The following is a 16,294-nucleotide window of genomic DNA, read 5'->3' as shown; positions in this document are numbered from 1 at the left end:
TTTGTGTTGGATTTATGCTTACAACCTCCATTTTAAATGGTATGTTGATTATATGACAACGGACTGTATATTTTTAGGAGAATCGAAATGACAACAAAGAAGTTTGATGCGACCCCCACAGCAGGTGAACCAATCAATCTAGATGAAATTTCGAAAGAGAATGTTCAGGAAGCTTGGAAAGATTATGAGGCAAAACCTGAATATAAAGATTTTAATAAGCATGATTTGATTGAATCTATGCAACATACGGAAGAAGAAAAGAAATCTTCTTAAGTTTTGTTGTTATAAAAAAACGCTCATATATGAGCGTTTTTTTATGCATATGCCTTATTTTAATAAAGGAGGCACTGCTTCGTAATTAATTTCAACGCGGCGATTTTCTTTCCACGCAGATTCATCATGTCCTGCATTAACAGGAGCTTCTTTACCATAACTTACAGCTTCAAGTTGCTGTGGGTTTACACCATTGGTAATTAAGTAGCTTTGTACAGCTTTAGCACGACGCTCGCCTAAAGCCATATTGTACTCACGTGTACCACGTTCATCTGTATGGCCAGTTAATGCAACTTTTGAATTTGCATTTGCCATAAGGAATTGTGCGTGAGCTTGCAGAGTTTGATAGTCTTCAGTAGATAAGTCACTGCTGTCATAATCAAAATGAACAACACGTTTAGCCAAAGCAGCTTTATTTGCCTCAGTCACACCTTTCGATGAAGCACCAGCCAAATTTTGAGCATTTAATGCCGCATCTTCACTTAAACCAGAAGTGTTTACCGTACTTGGATTTGTACCAGTTGTAGTCGTCGCTGCTGGTTTACGGCTCGCACAACCTGTCATCACAAGTGCTACGCTAAGAAAGGGTAAAGCTAAATATTTGATTGATTTCATGATCATCTCCATCAATGGAATTAAAAGTTATTTTGGTGCCCAAGCTGGTTCACGTACTTCACCTTGTTCGCTTGGTAAATTCATACGGAAACGTCCATCAGTAGACATGATAGATAACAAGCCACGGCTTCCTTCACGAGTTGCGTAAACCACCATTTGCCCATTTGGTGAGAAACTTGGTGACTCATCTAAACTGGTTGGAGTAAGAATATTGGTGATGCCAGTATTAATGTCCTGAATTGCAACTTTATAACTGCTGCCACTTGGACGATGAACAAGAGCAATCTTTTTGCCATCTGCACTCAAAGTTCCACGTGCATTAAATGAACCTTTAAACGTTAGACGTTTTACTGAGCCATCAGCAAAGGTATAACGATAGATTTGGGCAGAACCACCACGGTCAGAAGTAAAAATAAAAGATTTTCCATCTGGTGTATAACGTGCTTCCGTATCAATGGCCGAGTCGTTTGTCATACGTTTGACTTGGCGAGTTGATAAATCCATTTGATAGATTTCAGGATTGCCATTCATCGATGCTGTAAATAGCATTGATTGGCCATCAGGTGAAAAACTCGGTGCGCCATTTAGGCCTTTAAAGCTTGTGAGTACTTCACGCGTTCCAGTAGATAAATCTTGTAAATAAATGGCTGGACGTTTGGTTTCAAAAGAAACATAAGCAATTTTCTTGGCATCTGGTGTCCAGGCCGGAGAAAGAATTGGGTCACGAGATGACAAAACAGTTTTTGGTTGTTCTCCATCCGTATCTGCAATTTGTAATGTATAACGTTCTGCAGGAGTAGCCGGATTTCTAAGCACATATGCAATACGGCCACTAAAATCACCAGGAATGCCTGTAAGAGCCTGATAAATAGCATCACTTACCATGTGGCCAGCTTGACGTATACGTGAAGCAGGTACATTTAAAAGTTCATTTAAAATGTATTGCTGCTTTTGTACATCATAAAGTTGGTAATGAACTTCAAAACCTGTAGCTGTTTGTTTAATTTGTCCAGTAACTACATATGGAATTCCGGCAGCTTGCCAGTCAGAAGCTTGAATCTGATTGATTGCAGCATTAGCAGGTAAATTTTTAGATGAGCTTGTAAAGCGCCCAGAACGGTTTAAGTCAGTTTCGACAATAGGAGAGAGCCCATTGTCATTACTAAACGGGACAATTGCAATTTTGGGTGCCTGATCTGGTGCTTTAGCAATTTCCAGATATAACTGGGCAAAAGCAGTTGTAGAAGCAAGAGGGCTTAGTGCGGTGATCAATGCTAAAGATAGCAGGTGTTTGCGGCTCGTATTCATAAGTTTAAAGTCATAGCTGGTATTTTTGTGACTGTTGATTTTGTAGCATAGTTACATGCCTTAAACTATTTAAAGCATGTAACTCTTTCAAAATTATTGCGCTCTAAATGTAGAGGTCACGCTTCTTGCTTCACGTCTTGCATCTGGATCCGATGGCATAGGATATGGCGCTGCGGCTTGAATTGCAGCTTTAATACTTGCATCTAAAGCATCATCTCCGCTTGAACGCGTGATTACAATTGAATTGACACTTCCCGAATCTGAGAGGGTAAAACGAACACCAACTGTTTTACCACTACTGCCTGTTGGAACATCCCAAGAGCGTCGAATTTTTTGCTCAAAATCACGTCTAGCTGAAGAAGCAACTTTTTTAGCCTCAGCTTTCTTTTGAGCTGCCTCTTCTTGTGCTTTTTGAGCAGATGCAGCTTTTGCTTCAGCCTCTGCTTCAGCTTTGCGTTTAGCATCGTCAGCAGCTTTTTGTTGTTTGGCTTTTGCATCTGCTTCGGCTTTGCGTTTAGCGTCGTCATTGGCTTTTTGCTGTTTAGCTTTTGAGTCGGCTTCAGCTTTACGTTTAGCGTCGTCAGCAGCTTTACGAGCTTCACTTCGTTCATGCTTAGCTTTTGCATCGGCGTCAGCTTTGCGTTTAGCATCTTCATTTGCTTTTTGTTGTTTAGCTTTTGAGTCGGCTTCAGCTTTGCGTTTGGCATCTTCATTTAATTTTTGTTGCTTGGCTTTTGCATCGGCGTCAGCTTTACGTTTGGCGTCTTCATTAGCTTTTTGTTGCTTAGCTTTAGCATCTGTCTCAGCTTTACGCTTAGCGTCGTCATTGGCTTTTGCCTTAGCTTCAGCTTTGTGTTTAGCATCTTGCTGCGCTTGTAGTTTAGCGTTTTCGGCCTTCTGAGCCTCACGTTTCAGCTTTGCCTCTGTCTCTGCTTTTCGCTTAGCCTCTTCAGCAGCTTTACGTTGTTCAGCTGCTTGTTTAGCTTTGGTCGCTTCATCAGCTTTTGCATTTTGCTCGACTTTACGTTTTTGTTCGGCTTCAGATCTCGCTTTAGATTCGGCTTGGCGTTTTGCTTCAGCATCAGCACGTTGTTTTTGTGCTTGAGCTTCATCAGCTTTACGCTGTTCAGCAGCTTGTTTAGCTTTAGCTGCTTCATCAGCTTTACGTTTTTGTTCCGCTAATTTTGCTTGTTGTGCCTGTTCAGCTTTTTGCTTTTGAGCAGTAAGTTGCTGAGCAGTTGGCGGAGGAGGTGCGGCCGGAAGATTTTGAGGGAGAGTCTCATCTACAATAGGGGTTAACACCTCTTTTGCTTCATTTGTAGCAGTTGTCTCTTGTTCAACTGCTTTTGCTAAAGGAGGGGGTAAATCTTCTGGCTTAACTAAAATAGTTGTTAGCTTTTTTGGCTGTTCAGGTGGTTTACTCAAGCCTAAAAAAAGCAAGCCAACAATGGCAATTGCATGAACTCCAATTGTAAAGCTCAGTGCAATCGCATTTTGTTTAAAGTGCGGCTTTTGATTTTTATTCATAGCTTATTTTAAAGGCTCTGTCAGAAGGCCAACTTGAGTTAAACCTGCTTCTTGTAAACTTGCCATCAATGATACGACTTCTCCATAAGGACGAGACTTATCACCATTGACTAAAACTGTGAGTTGTTTATTTTCTTGTTCAGCTTGTTTTTGAGCATTGCTTAAAACTTCTTCAAGTTTTTCACGAGATAATGGCTCACTATCTTTATAATCTTCATACTGAAGATAAATATTGCCGTCTTTACCAATCGTTACCATGGCTGGCATGTCTTTTGATTCGATTGGATGGTTATTTGCTTGAGGTAAATCGACTTTAATTCCACTAGTAATCATGGGAGCAGTCACCATGAAAATAACCAAAAGTACCAGCATAACGTCAATATAGGGTACGACGTTCATATCACTTTTTAGTGGTTTTTTTATGCGCTCAAAGCGCCCTGAACGCTGAATTGCCATTATGCATCTTCCTGTGATGAACCCACAGACTGACGTTGCAATAAAGCAATCATCTCTTCAGCAAATAAAGCACGATCAGAGTAAACACTTTCGCTTTTAGACGTGAAATGGTTAAAAGCCAATACAGCAGGAATTGCAGCAAATAAACCAATTGCGGTTGCAATAAGTGCCTCGGCAATACCGGGTGCAACAGTTGCCAGTGTAACTTGATCAACAGCAGCTAAACCGATAAAGGCATTCATAATGCCCCAAACGGTACCGAATAGACCGATGTAAGGAGCTACAGAGCCAATACTTGCTAAACTACCTAAGCCATATTCCAGATGGCTTTGATCACGACTCAAACCTACACGTAAAATACGTTCAGTCCCTTCAATCGTTTGTGAAACAGGGGCCTGACATTTTTTAAGTTTAAAAAACTCACTCAATCCTTGATAAAAAATATCTTCAAGACCTGAGCGTTTTGAGTTGAGTTGAGCATTGTTGTAAAGCGTATTGAGTTCAGCACCTGACCAGAACATTTTCTGGAAATGTTCATCTTCTTGATGTGCTTTTTTATAACTCATATGTAACTTGGCAATCAGATACCAACTAAAGATTGATGCTAACAATAAAATTAGCATGACCAACTGAACGACTGGACTTGCCTGTAAAATAAGGTCAGAAATATGCAGGGTTGATTCAATGTTTGTTGCCATAGTTACATATGCCGGTTGTTTTTTTAGTCTTGTTCCAATTCTTTACGAATAAGATCACGTATTTCTTCTGGAAGACGACGAGCTATCAGTTCTTTGCTTAAACATGCCAACTCAACCTCACCAGAAGCAAGCAAGATTTCACCACGATAAATATTTTGTTGCAACACAAATGACGCAGCTTTACATGAAACTACACGTGCTGTAACAGTAATTAAATCATCCATTAAAATAGGACGCATGTATTTTACGTTAATTTTGTGTACGACAAAGTTGTAGTCTTTTTGATGCCAGTAATGATCAACGCCAGAAGCACGGAGCCATTCAGTACGGGTACGTTCCATATAGCGAATGTGGTTGGCATGGTAGACAATACCACCTGCGTCCGTATCTTCAATATAAACACGAATGTTGAATTCAAAATGATTCGCCATGAGAGGATTCCGTTTTAGTTCACTATAGAGCTTTGCATTTAAAATATGACTGCTGAATAAAACATCAATTTTATTCGAAGCCACGTATATGCTTTAAATACGGGGCAGTTTAGCAGATTGCATACTAAGTCCTATGGCACAACCTTTCAATTGCGGTCAAAGCATTTTTACGTTTTATAACGCTGCAAAAAAAGAAGAAAGTAAATATAGAAAGAAGACAATATTTGATTTCTTTAGCTATTATTTATAATGATATAAAATTAAAAATAATAAATTAGGAACTAAAGTAAGGAGAGACATGCTCTCCTAATCACTAGTTTTTAGGCTCAGGTGGTGTCAGTCCAAACTGTAAATAAGATTGATTAGTTGCAATACGCCCGCGTGCGGTGCGCATCACATAACCTTGTTGAATTAAATACGGTTCAATCACATCTTCAAGCGTACCACTATCTTCTGCCATGGCTGCTGCAAGTGCTTCAACTCCGGCAGGTCCACCATCAAAACGTTCCAGAAGCATACTTAAATATCGACGATCTAGAGTGTCTAAACCCGCTTTATCAACCTTAAGCATATCAAGAGCAAGTTGTGCCATTTCGTGAGTGACTTCACCGTTACCTTTAACTTGTGCATAGTCACGAACACGTCGTAATAAGCGGTTAGCAATACGAGGTGTGCCACGTGCACGGCGGGCAACTTCTTCTGCACCTTCAACTGTAATGGGTACATTCATTAGCTTTGCAGAACGTGACACAATATGTGTTAAGTCTTCTACAGAATAGAACTCAAGACGCTGAACAATACCAAAACGGTCACGTAGTGGTGAGGTAAGTAATCCCGCACGTGTAGTTGCAGCGACAAGCGTAAATGGTGGTAAATCCAGTTTGATTGAACGAGCACCAGGACCTTCACCAATCATGATATCTAATTGGTAATCTTCCATCGCTGGATAGAGGATTTCTTCAATAACCGGTGAAAGACGGTGAATTTCATCAATAAACAAAACATCGCCTTCTTCGAGGTTCGTAAGCATTGCAGCTAAGTCACCTGCACGCTCTAAAACTGGCCCCGAAGTAGATTTAAGATTACCACCCATTTCACGTGCAATAATGTTGGCAAGTGTGGTTTTACCCAAGCCCGGTGGACCAAAAATCAGCGTGTGGTCGAGTGCTTCACCACGACCGCGAGCTGCGCCAATGAAAATTTCCATTTGCTCGCGTACTACAGGTTGCCCGATGTAGTCGGCAAGAGAAGTTGGTCGAATAGCCCGATCAAAATGATCTTCTGGTTTTTCCGCTCCACTGATTAGACGGTCTTGCATAAGTGTTTTACTTCATCATTGATTTAAGAGCAGCACGAATAATATCGGCTGATTCTGTGTAATCGGCTTTAACCGCAGCAACAGCTTTTTGAGCTTCAAGAGGTTTATAACCTAAAGATTGCAAGGCTGCTTCTGCTTCTGCCACAGGCGAGTTTGCAGCAAACTGAATTTGAGGCAGGGTAGCCCCAGAAGAAGTCCCTTGAGCTAACGTTTTGAAACGGTCGCGAAGCTCGATCATTAAACGTTCAGCTGTTTTTTTGCCAACACCCGGAACTTTGACTAACGTGTTGATATCGTCATGCTCAATCGTATGCACTAATAACTCAACACTTAAGGTTGATAGAATCCCTAATGCCATTTTTGGGCCGACACCATTTACTTTTAATAAAGTGCGGAAAATTGTTTTTTCTTGAGCATCACTAAAGCCGTAGAGTTGCTGTGCATCTTCACGGACAACCAAATGCGTCCATAACGTAACTTTCTGGCCTTTTTGTAATTGGCAAAATGTTGAAAGTGGCGTATCGATTTCATAACCCACACCATTTACATTCAGTAAGACAGTAGGGGCTTCTAGGGCAAACACTTCGCCAATTAAACATCCGATCATAGAGGATTTCACTTATTTATTTCGGTAAATCTGGAAGTTCTAAATTCTTTTTAAAACTTCATACATTTCTTTAACTATAGTAAACCATACTTAAAACAGGCCAATTTTATTACCTCGTAATTCTTGAGCCAAGCTATAAGCCTGATGATCTGAGAATTTGCTGATAATATCGAGTACTTGCATAATATTACTGTAGTGATTATTGCTAAAGTCAGCACCATACAGATTAAGGATAGACATTAAACGTTGTTCTTTAAAGCTTAAAGATTTATGTGGTGTGGTCAGAGGTACAAATGCATCTAAAATCGTTTGCAAACTTTGGTGAGCAATAATTTCTAAACCAGACTTTTGTGGGTGCTCAAAAATTTTATCACGTGCCAGATTTTTGGCTGTTTCGATACCAATTGCAATATCAGGGGAGCAATATTGTAAAAGGTTGCCTTTAAGTTGACCGGTAATGATTTCATAATGATGTTTGGCAAACGCTGTGGTGACTTCATCAACCAGACGTTTCATGACACGTCCACGTAATGCCGAAATCTTTTGCTGCCAAGTACTGTTTGGATGTGACAATTCTTCTGGTTGGCCATAGTCGGCAATCAAATTAAGAAAAATAGGTTCAACTTCTTGGTAACTTAGCATATTTAAGATAATGCCGTCTTCTAAATCAATTAAGGCATAGCAAATATCGTCAGCGGCTTCTAATAAGTAGGTCAGTGGATGACGGCAGTAATGATATTCACCCAGTTGAATGAGTCCAAGTTGTTCAGCAATCTGTTTTAAAATTTCTTTTTCAGACTGATAACATCCGAATTTTGCACGTTGATGTGAGGGACGATCACCTTGTTCAGCAATGGTTTTTGAAAGCCAAGGATATTTTAAATAAGCACCTAAGGTGGCATAGGTTAATCGCATTCCACCATCATTTGGATGATAGTCAATACGGCTTAATAGACGTAATCCTTGAGCATTGCCTTCAAACTGACGGACATCTGCTTCTTCTTCTGGGCTTAATTTTTTCAAAAAATCATTATGCGAAGCATCATCAAACCATTCACGAATCGCATATTCACCCGCATGTCCGAAAGGTGGATTACCAATATCATGGGCAAGACAAGCTGCTTGAATGATTGCGCCTACATCTGCAGGAGAAATCCAGACGGGTAATTCATTTTTTATTTTTTCTGCTGCGAGCATGCCCATTGAGCGGCCAATACAGGAAACTTCAAGTGAGTGAGTTAAACGGGTGTGAATGCCATCATGCTGTGCGAGTGGGTGAACTTGTGTCTTACGGTTTAATTGTCGAAAGCTTTGCGAAAATATAATACGGTCATAATCTTTATGGAATGGGCTACGAGCCAGTTCTGTACTGCTTTTTTTACTGCCTAAACGAACTGCAGAAAGCAGCTCTAACCAACGCATTTGTTCCATTTATCATTATTCAAAAACTATAAAACCCGATCATGCCAAAAAAAAGTTAAAAGCACTAGCTTGGTGCGACATAGTTTGTCCTAGTTCAGGTTTTATTATGTTATTGAACAAACATGAAACAATTTATTTTTAGCTAAAATGAATAAAAAAATGATTTTGAACAAAAAAGAAATCACTTCTTACAGAATTAGGTTACAGAATACTGATTCTACATCTAGCTGATTTTAGCAAGACGCAGTAGAATATGCGCTCTCTCTAAAGTCACATTGCGGTAAGGTTCACAAGACCTGCCCGTGGAGCCAAAATCAACATGTTTATCGTGGCCGGTGCAGCAGCACATTCTTCTTTTAAGAAAGCTCAACTATTAACACGTTTATCGTCAATTAGTTCTGTTCAATCTTTTGACAGCCAGTGGGTCTATTTGTTTGATCAAGCGCTCAACGAGCAGCAACGTCAATCTGCTTTGCAATTGTTAAATGACGGAGAGTCTTTTGAACTTCGTCAAACTGCAAGTGATGAGATTCAGATTTTAGTTACGCCACGTGTGGGTACTATTTCACCATGGTCTTCTAAAGCAACTGATATTTTCAAAAACTGTAATACGCCAGTACACCGTTTAGAACGTGGTCTTTTATTTACGTTAAAAGGTGTTTCTGAAATCTCTAATGAAGTTAAACAAGTACTTCATGACCGTATGACAGAAACAGTTTTTGCTCAAATTGATGATGCAAAAGCATTATTTTCAGAAACTGCTCCAAAACCATTAAATTCAATTGATATCTTGGGTCAAGGTAAAGAAGCCTTAGTTAAAGCGAACAATGAATTCGGTTTTGCGTTATCTGAACAAGAAATTGATTACTTAACTGAAGCATTTGGTAAGCTTGGTCGTAATCCAAACGACATCGAGTTGATGATGTTTGCTCAAGCGAACTCTGAACATTGTCGTCATAAAATCTTTGGTTCTGAATGGACAATTGATGGTGAAAAACAACCATTGTCATTGTTCCAGATGATTAAAAATACCTATAAAGAATCTCCGAACGATGTGTTATCGGCATATAAAGATAATGCTTCAGTGATTGTAGGTTATGACACGATGCGCTTTTATCCGAAAGCGGATGAAAATGGTCACTTCGTTTATAAATATAAGAGCCAAGCTGCTCATATTTTAATGAAGGTTGAAACCCATAACCACCCAACAGCAATTTCTCCATTTGCTGGTGCTGCAACTGGTTCAGGCGGTGAAATCCGTGATGAAGGTGCAACTGGTCGTGGTGGTAAACCTAAAGCTGGTTTAACCGGCTTTACCGTTTCGAACTTAAACATTCCTGGTTTTGAACAACCTTGGGAAGAAAACTACGGTAAACCTTCACGTATGGCATCGCCATTACAAATCATGATTGAAGGTCCATTAGGTGGCGCGGCATTTAACAACGAATTCGGCCGTCCTGCATTAAATGGTTATTTCCGTACTTTCGAACAGAATGTAAATGGTGAAGTGAAAGGCTTCCATAAACCAATCATGATCGCTGGTGGTTACGGTAATATCCGTCCTGACCATGTAGAAAAAGATGCGATTCAACCAGGCGATTTGCTCATTGTATTGGGTGGCCCTGCAATGTTAATCGGTCTTGGTGGTGGTGCTGCATCTTCTGTAGACAGCGGTACAATGGGGGAAAGCCTTGATTTCGCATCTGTACAACGTGAAAACCCTGAAATGGAACGTCGTTGTCAAGAAGTGATTGATACTTGCTGGCGTTTAGAAGACTTCAACCCAATCGTTTCTGTACACGACGTTGGTGCTGGTGGTTTATCAAACGCTATGCCTGAACTTGTGAATGATCATGAGTTGGGTGCAGTGCTTAATCTTCGTAAGATTCCTTCATTAGAGCCGGGCATGAGCCCAATGGAAATCTGGTCAAATGAAGCGCAAGAACGTTATGTTCTCGCAATTCGTCCAGAATCTTTGGATCAGTTCGAAGCAATTTGTGCGCGTGAACGTTGTCCATTTGCTGTGTTAGGTGAAGCAACAGAAGCGCGTCACTTAACAGTTGAAGATCCATTATTCCAAAATGATGCAGTTGATATCCCAATGCAGGTAATGCTTGGTGGTACACCGCGTATGCAACGTTCTTATGAAACTATCGAGCGTAGTGGCGATGATTTCGATGCTTCAAAAGTTGATTTGAAAGACGCAATTTTCCGCGTATTGAAAAACCCTACAGTTGCGTCTAAGTCATTCTTGATTACCATTGGCGACCGTTCAATTACAGGTATGGTTGCTCGAGATCAAATGGTTGGTCGTTGGCAGGTTCCTGTTGCAGATGCAGCAGTAACAACAACAAGTTTGCAAGGTTTCACTGGTGAAGCAATGGCAATGGGCGAACGTCCACCAGTTGCTTTGTTAAACCCAGCGGCATCTGCTCGTTTAGCAGTTGCTGAAGCAATTACTAATATTGCATGTGCGAACATTGAACAAATTAGCGATATCAAACTTTCTGCAAACTGGATGGCTGCTGCTGGTCAAAAAGGTGAAGACCAAGCATTGTTTGAAGGCGTGAAAGCGATTGGTATGGAAATGTGCCCTGCTTTAGGAATTGCGATTCCTGTAGGTAAAGACTCACTTTCAATGCGCACAACTTGGAATGATGACGGCGAAGATAAAGCTGTAACTTCTCCAATGACAGGGGTAATCACTGCGTTTGCTCCAGTAACAGATGTCCGTAAGACCCTAACTCCTGAACTTAAAAATTTAGAAGACTCAGTACTTGTACGTATTGATTTATCTAAAGGTCAGTTCCGTTTAGGCGGTTCGATTCTTGCGCAAGTATATAAAGCAATTGGTTCAATCACTCCAGACGTTGATAGTTTTGATGACTTCAAAGCATTCTTTGCTTTAATCCAAGACTGGAATAACCGTGGTTTGATTCAGGCTTATCATGACATCGGTGATGGTGGTTTATTAGCCTCTGTAGCTGAAATGATGTTTGCTGCGCGTTTAGGTGTTGCATTAGAAAACCAAACTCAAGCAAGTTTGTTTGCAGAAGAAATTGGTGCAGTACTTCAAATCAAAGCAACTGATTGGGAAGCTTTACAAACAGAAATTGCTGCTTCTAGCTTGAAAGATGCAATTGCTGTAGTGGGTCGTGTAAATAACTCAGATCAATTATCTGTAAATGGTTTAACTTTAGATCGTGCTGAATTACAACAAGCTTGGTCTGAGGTATCTCATCAGATCCAACGTCTACGTGATAACGTAGAAACTGCTGATCAGGAATTTTCATTAATTACTGATAATGCGCACCAAGGTTTGATTGCTAAACCAACATTCGACTTGAATGAACCTGTTGAAGCGCCGTTTATCAACACGCGTCGTCCTAATATGGCAATCTTGCGTGAGCAAGGTGTAAACGGTCATATTGAAATGGCAGCAGCCTTTGATAAGGTTGGTTTCAATACTGTCGATGTGCACATGAGTGATTTACTTGCTGGTCGTGTTAGCCTAAGTGATTTTGAAGGTTTAGTGACTTGTGGTGGTTTCTCTTACGGCGACGTAATGGGCGCTGGTGGTGGTTGGGCAAAATCAGTATTGTTCAACGCTAAATTACGTGATCAGTTTGAACAATTCTTCCTCCGTGAAGATACGTTCAGCTTAGGTATCTGTAATGGTTGCCAAATGTTGTCACAATTAGCGCCACTCATTCCGGGTGCTGAACACTGGCCGCGTTTCCACCGCAATATGTCAGAAGTTTTTGAAGCTCGTAGCGTAAACGTTCGTGTTGAAAAATCTGTTTCTGTATTGCTTGATGGTATGGAAGGTTCGATTTTACCGATTGCTGTTGCACACGGTGAAGGTCGTGCTGTTGCAAGTGAAAGTGCTCTTGCTGGTTTAAATGCAGGTAACCAAGTGGCATTACGTTATGTTGACAGCCTTGGTAACCCAACTCAGCACTATCCATTGAACCCAAATGGTTCACCTGAAGCAATTACTGGTGTTACTTCTAAAGACGGTCGTGCAACGATTATGATGCCACACCCTGAGCGTACTTTCCGTGCGCTTCAGCATTCTTGGAAACCAGAAGAGTGGACTGAAGACGGTGCATGGTTGCGTATGTTCCGAAATGCGCGTAAGTTTATTGGGTAATATAAAGTTTGAAATAAGCCACCGTAAGGTGGCTTATTTATGTGTAATAAAATATTAAAAATAGTGGAGAAGAAAAATGAAATCAAAAATCCATTTCCGTGAGTTTGCATTGCTGATGGCATTGCTTATGTCGATTGTTTCTTTTTCGATAGATGCAGTTTTACCTGCTTTAGGTGAGATTGGGCGTATTTTTGAATTAAAAAATAATAATCAGTCGCAGTGGGTCATCATCGGTATTTTTTCAGGAATGACCATTGGACAGCTCATTGCAGGCCCATTATCTGATGCTATTGGGCGTAAACGCATTTTATTCACAGGAATTATTATTTATTTTCTGGGAAGTTTATTGTGTTTTTCCACACAAAGTTTTGAGTGGTTCTTAGTTGGGCGCTTTATTCAGGGACTTGGTGTTTCGGGGCCTTACGTTGCTTCTATTTCTATCGTGAGAGATAAATACAGCGGAGCTCAAATGGCACGCATCATGTCTTTAATTATGATGGTGTTTATGGTGGCTCCTGCAATTGCACCAAGTTTGGGGCAGCTCATTATTCATTTCTTTGGTTGGCGTGAAATTTTTGTTTTATATATGGTCTATGCCACAGTTGTGGGAGCATGGGTCGCTTTACGACTAGAAGAGACTTTACTTCCCGAAAATCGTTTGCCCATGCGTATAGACGCATTTAAGGAAGGCTTTAAAGAGGTCGTAAGTAATAAAACCACTATGAGTTATCTCTTATGTGCAGGGTTCTGCTTCGGTGGATTTATTGGTTATTTAGGAACTTCACAGCAAATTTTTATGCAGCAGTTTGGTAAAACAGGGCAAGAGTTTAGTGCTTATTTTGCTGTGCTGGCAGGTGTAATGGGAATTGCATCATTTACAAACTCTAAAATTGTCATGAAGTTTGGTATGCGCCCAATCTGTATTTATGGCTTTTTGGGCTTATGTTTAATTTCTTTAATTTTCTTGTTAATTCAACTTGCGGGTGTAACGGTATCATTTTGGATGTTTATGCTTTATGCCTGCATTTTGTTTTTATTATTTGGAACCCTCTTTGGTAATTTAAATGCGATTGCCATGGAACCGATGGGGCATGTTGCTGGAATGGCATCGGCTATTATTGGTGCAGCTTCCTCTGTATTGTCACTTATTCTGGCATCTATTATTGGGCAGTTATATAACGGTACATTAATTCCAATGACTTGCGGTTTTGTGATTTTGTGTGGTTTAGCTTTTGTTATGACGATATATGAGAACAGACATTTAAGAAAAATGAGTGCTTAAGAGTTTAAAGGTGAAGATAGGCCACTGATTTTTTAAATTTTCTTTAGACTAAAAGTTGCATATGGATGAGTGCAGCTCTTTTAAGCGTTTTAGAAAACTTAGGAGACTATAGACATAGAGCTATTTATCGCAGTATGCTCGGTTCGAGGTTGGACCAATTTTTGCTTTCTCTGCAACAACGATAAAAAATCGGAGATCAAAATGATGAAAAACAAAAATCACATGAAAATGATTTATACAAAAGATAAAGGCTGGCGTTGGTTTGGTTTAGCGCTTGCTCTTCAAATACTATTTATTGGAGTGAATTATTTAGCAATGATGAGCTGACTTTGATTTTAGTTCTTTTTTAACGGTATGATTTAAACCTAATTTATAAGTCTTGAGCCATTTTACTCATGCTAAAGCTGATTTATTACGTACCAGAATCATATCTTGAGACGACTAAACAAGCCATTTTTTCTGCTGGTGCAGGCGGCATTGGTAATTACGAACACTGTGCATGGCAAGTGAAGGGAATAGGGCAGTTTAAGCCAGTTAAGGGAGCTGATCCTTATATCGGGCAACTAAATGAACTTGAGCAAGTCGAGGAATGGCGTGTCGAAACAATTGTTCCTGAAGAAAACGCAAAGGCTGTAGCGAAAGTATTAAAGGCAAGCCATCCTTACGAAGAGCCTGCCTTTGAGTTTGTTCAAATCATAGAAATTGATTTTAATTAAACTGAGAGAAGTCGGGTTTACGTTTTTGCATAAATGCTTGAACGGCCTCTAGCATTTCGGGTGAGCGAACGCGTTGCATAAAGATTTCAGCTTCATGATCAACACATTCAATAATTTGTTCTAAATTATGCTTCATAAGTGCTTTAGTTTGTTTTAAAGATGCAAGAGGTAAAGCTGCTAAGTGTTGAGCAGTCTGTTGAGCTGAAACATAAGCGTCTTCAACCACTTCATTGACTAAGCCTGCTTGTACCGCAGTTTCTACATTAAATTTTTTCGCAGTAAATAAAAGCTCGGCTGCTTTATGATAGCCTGCTTGTTGAACGAGTAATTGGCTTGCTCCACCTTCAGGAGAAAGACCGAGGCTTACAAATGGAATTTGGAAAAGAGCTGTATTGTCAGCAAAAACCAGATCTGCATGTAATAAAATCGTAACGCCAATACCAATTGCGACACCTTTTATAGCAACAATAAGTGGCTTTGATAATTTGGCAGCCGCTTTAAGTAAAACGAATGGTGGGACTTCTCCGGCTGGGCCTGTGTTAGGATTTTGTACAAAACCCATAAAGTCTTTCATGTCATTGCCAGCAGTAAAATCTTGTTCTGCACCGCGTAGAACGACTACTCTAACTTCTTTATTGAGGTCGGCTTCATCTAGTGCTTTAGCAATCCATAAATAAAGTTCGCCATACAGTGCATTTTTTGCTTCTGGACGATTTATGGCTAAGGTGAGTACGCCACCCTCTAAATTTGCGTTTAAATGTTGATGAGGTTGTTGAATACAGCTAAGTGTCATCGTACTATCCTTGCTTTAAACCACGTTGTTAATTTTTAGGCTCTCATTATGGCGCATATTTTTTGTATTAAGCGTAACTGGTGAGTTCATAAAAAGTGAAAATCTAATTATGTATAAATTTGACTATCTCGTTTTTATAGGTCGTTTTCAACCATTTCATTTGGCTCATATGCAGACAATTGAAATTGCCTTACAGCAAAGCCACTATGTAGTTTTGGCATTAGGCTCTGCACAAATGGAACGTAATATTAAAAACCCGTTCCTTGCGATTGAACGAGAGCAAATGATTTTATCTAATTTCTCATTAGATGAGCAAAAACGTATTAAATTTGTGCATGTGGTCGATGTTTATAATGATGAAAAATGGGTAAAACAAGTCAAGTCTTTAGTGAATGGGGTGATTGAGCCTAACTCAACAGTGGGTTTGATAGGACATTTTAAAGATGAGTCTTCTTACTATTTAAAACTTTTCCCTGAATGGATTATGGTTGAGCTTGATAGTTTAAAAGATTCTATTTCGGCAACGCCAATGCGTGAAGCTTATTACCGTGGTGAAATCCAAACAGAATTTTTCCCTGTGGGAACCATTCAGTTTTTGGATGAATTTCAAAAAACACGTACTTATCAGCAGTTACAACAACGATTTGAACAAGATGACCGTTCTAATTTAGATGAGTTTGAATAAACGCATTAGA

At 39.9% G+C, this 16,294-nt stretch carries 16 protein-coding genes; 6 read left to right on the top strand and 10 right to left on the bottom strand.

Features of this window, described 5'->3' with window-relative positions; all coding sequences use genetic code 11:
• Positions 1–87 precede the first annotated feature (87 nt).
• A complete protein-coding gene (locus tag MSG66_RS15090) occupies positions 88–273 on the top strand; it encodes an NF038105 family protein (RefSeq protein WP_009393678.1) in 186 nt (61 codons plus the stop codon).
• Positions 274–327: 54 nt separating this feature from the next.
• Here MSG66_RS15090 and pal read toward each other — a convergent pair whose 3' ends face one another.
• From pal to MSG66_RS15045, 9 genes are all read right to left on the bottom strand, one after another.
• A complete protein-coding gene (pal, locus tag MSG66_RS15085) occupies positions 328–888 on the bottom strand; it encodes a peptidoglycan-associated lipoprotein Pal (RefSeq protein ID WP_009393712.1) in 561 nt (186 codons plus the stop codon).
• 27 nt (positions 889–915) lie between these two features.
• Positions 916–2,196: a Tol-Pal system beta propeller repeat protein TolB gene (gene tolB / locus MSG66_RS15080; protein ID WP_262472566.1), complete on the bottom strand. Its 1,281-nt coding sequence runs from the start codon at positions 2,194–2,196 to the stop codon at positions 916–918.
• 93 nt (positions 2,197–2,289) lie between these two features.
• Positions 2,290–3,723, bottom strand: a complete 1,434-nt coding sequence (tolA, locus tag MSG66_RS15075; RefSeq protein WP_324654500.1) for a cell envelope integrity protein TolA — start codon at positions 3,721–3,723, stop codon at positions 2,290–2,292.
• 3 nt (positions 3,724–3,726) lie between these two features.
• The gene (tolR, locus tag MSG66_RS15070; protein WP_042898128.1) at positions 3,727–4,179 is read right to left on the bottom strand and encodes a protein TolR; all 453 of its coding nucleotides are present in this window, start codon (positions 4,177–4,179) and stop codon (positions 3,727–3,729) included.
• Positions 4,179–4,877: a protein TolQ gene (gene tolQ / locus MSG66_RS15065; protein ID WP_133972219.1), complete on the bottom strand. Its 699-nt coding sequence runs from the start codon at positions 4,875–4,877 to the stop codon at positions 4,179–4,181. The genes tolR and tolQ overlap by 1 nt, the downstream gene beginning before the upstream one ends.
• A gap of 23 nt (positions 4,878–4,900) precedes the next feature.
• Entirely contained in the window at positions 4,901–5,308 is a 408-nt protein-coding gene (gene ybgC, locus MSG66_RS15060; RefSeq protein WP_042898140.1) for a tol-pal system-associated acyl-CoA thioesterase, read from the bottom strand.
• A gap of 313 nt (positions 5,309–5,621) precedes the next feature.
• Positions 5,622–6,626 carry a Holliday junction branch migration DNA helicase RuvB gene (gene ruvB, locus MSG66_RS15055; protein ID WP_133972221.1) on the bottom strand — a complete coding sequence of 335 codons (1,005 nt, stop codon included), beginning with the start codon at positions 6,624–6,626 and terminating at the stop codon, positions 5,622–5,624.
• A gap of 7 nt (positions 6,627–6,633) precedes the next feature.
• On the bottom strand, positions 6,634–7,233 hold the full coding sequence (gene ruvA, locus MSG66_RS15050; protein WP_133972223.1) for a Holliday junction branch migration protein RuvA: 600 nt from the start codon (positions 7,231–7,233) through the stop codon (positions 6,634–6,636).
• Between the two features lie 90 nt (positions 7,234–7,323).
• Entirely contained in the window at positions 7,324–8,664 is a 1,341-nt protein-coding gene (locus MSG66_RS15045) for a deoxyguanosinetriphosphate triphosphohydrolase (RefSeq protein ID WP_042898125.1), read from the bottom strand.
• Between the two features lie 310 nt (positions 8,665–8,974).
• On the opposite strand from MSG66_RS15045, the gene purL reads away from it, so the two are divergent.
• The 4 genes from purL (at position 8,975) to MSG66_RS15025 (ending at position 14,806) form a co-directional block, all read left to right on the top strand.
• A complete protein-coding gene (purL, locus tag MSG66_RS15040) occupies positions 8,975–12,808 on the top strand; it encodes a phosphoribosylformylglycinamidine synthase (RefSeq protein ID WP_133972225.1) in 3,834 nt (1,277 codons plus the stop codon).
• A 76-nt stretch (positions 12,809–12,884) separates the two neighbouring features.
• Positions 12,885–14,090 carry a multidrug effflux MFS transporter gene (locus tag MSG66_RS15035; protein ID WP_202743040.1) on the top strand — a complete coding sequence of 402 codons (1,206 nt, stop codon included), beginning with the start codon at positions 12,885–12,887 and terminating at the stop codon, positions 14,088–14,090.
• Positions 14,091–14,291: 201 nt separating this feature from the next.
• Positions 14,292–14,417, top strand: coding sequence for a KGW motif small protein (locus MSG66_RS15030; RefSeq protein ID WP_262472576.1), 126 nt, complete (start codon positions 14,292–14,294; stop codon positions 14,415–14,417).
• Between the two features lie 68 nt (positions 14,418–14,485).
• A complete protein-coding gene (locus tag MSG66_RS15025; protein WP_133972227.1) occupies positions 14,486–14,806 on the top strand; it encodes an NGG1p interacting factor NIF3 in 321 nt (106 codons plus the stop codon).
• On the opposite strand, the gene MSG66_RS15020 is transcribed toward MSG66_RS15025, so the two are convergent.
• Entirely contained in the window at positions 14,799–15,599 is an 801-nt protein-coding gene (locus MSG66_RS15020) for an enoyl-CoA hydratase-related protein (RefSeq protein WP_133972229.1), read from the bottom strand. The two genes, MSG66_RS15025 and MSG66_RS15020, sit on opposite strands and share 8 nt — an antisense overlap.
• Before the next feature lie 109 nt (positions 15,600–15,708).
• On the opposite strand from MSG66_RS15020, the gene MSG66_RS15015 reads away from it, so the two are divergent.
• On the top strand, positions 15,709–16,284 hold the full coding sequence (locus tag MSG66_RS15015) for a nicotinate-nicotinamide nucleotide adenylyltransferase (protein ID WP_075431503.1): 576 nt from the start codon (positions 15,709–15,711) through the stop codon (positions 16,282–16,284).
• Positions 16,285–16,294: the final 10 nt, after the last annotated feature.

Origin of the sequence: Acinetobacter sp. IK31, from assembly GCF_035615195.1 — a bacterium.
GTDB lineage: Bacteria > Pseudomonadota > Gammaproteobacteria > Pseudomonadales > Moraxellaceae > Acinetobacter > Acinetobacter calcoaceticus_C.
Note: the sequence above shows the minus strand (reverse complement) of the source record. Positions and strands in the feature narration are given on the sequence as shown.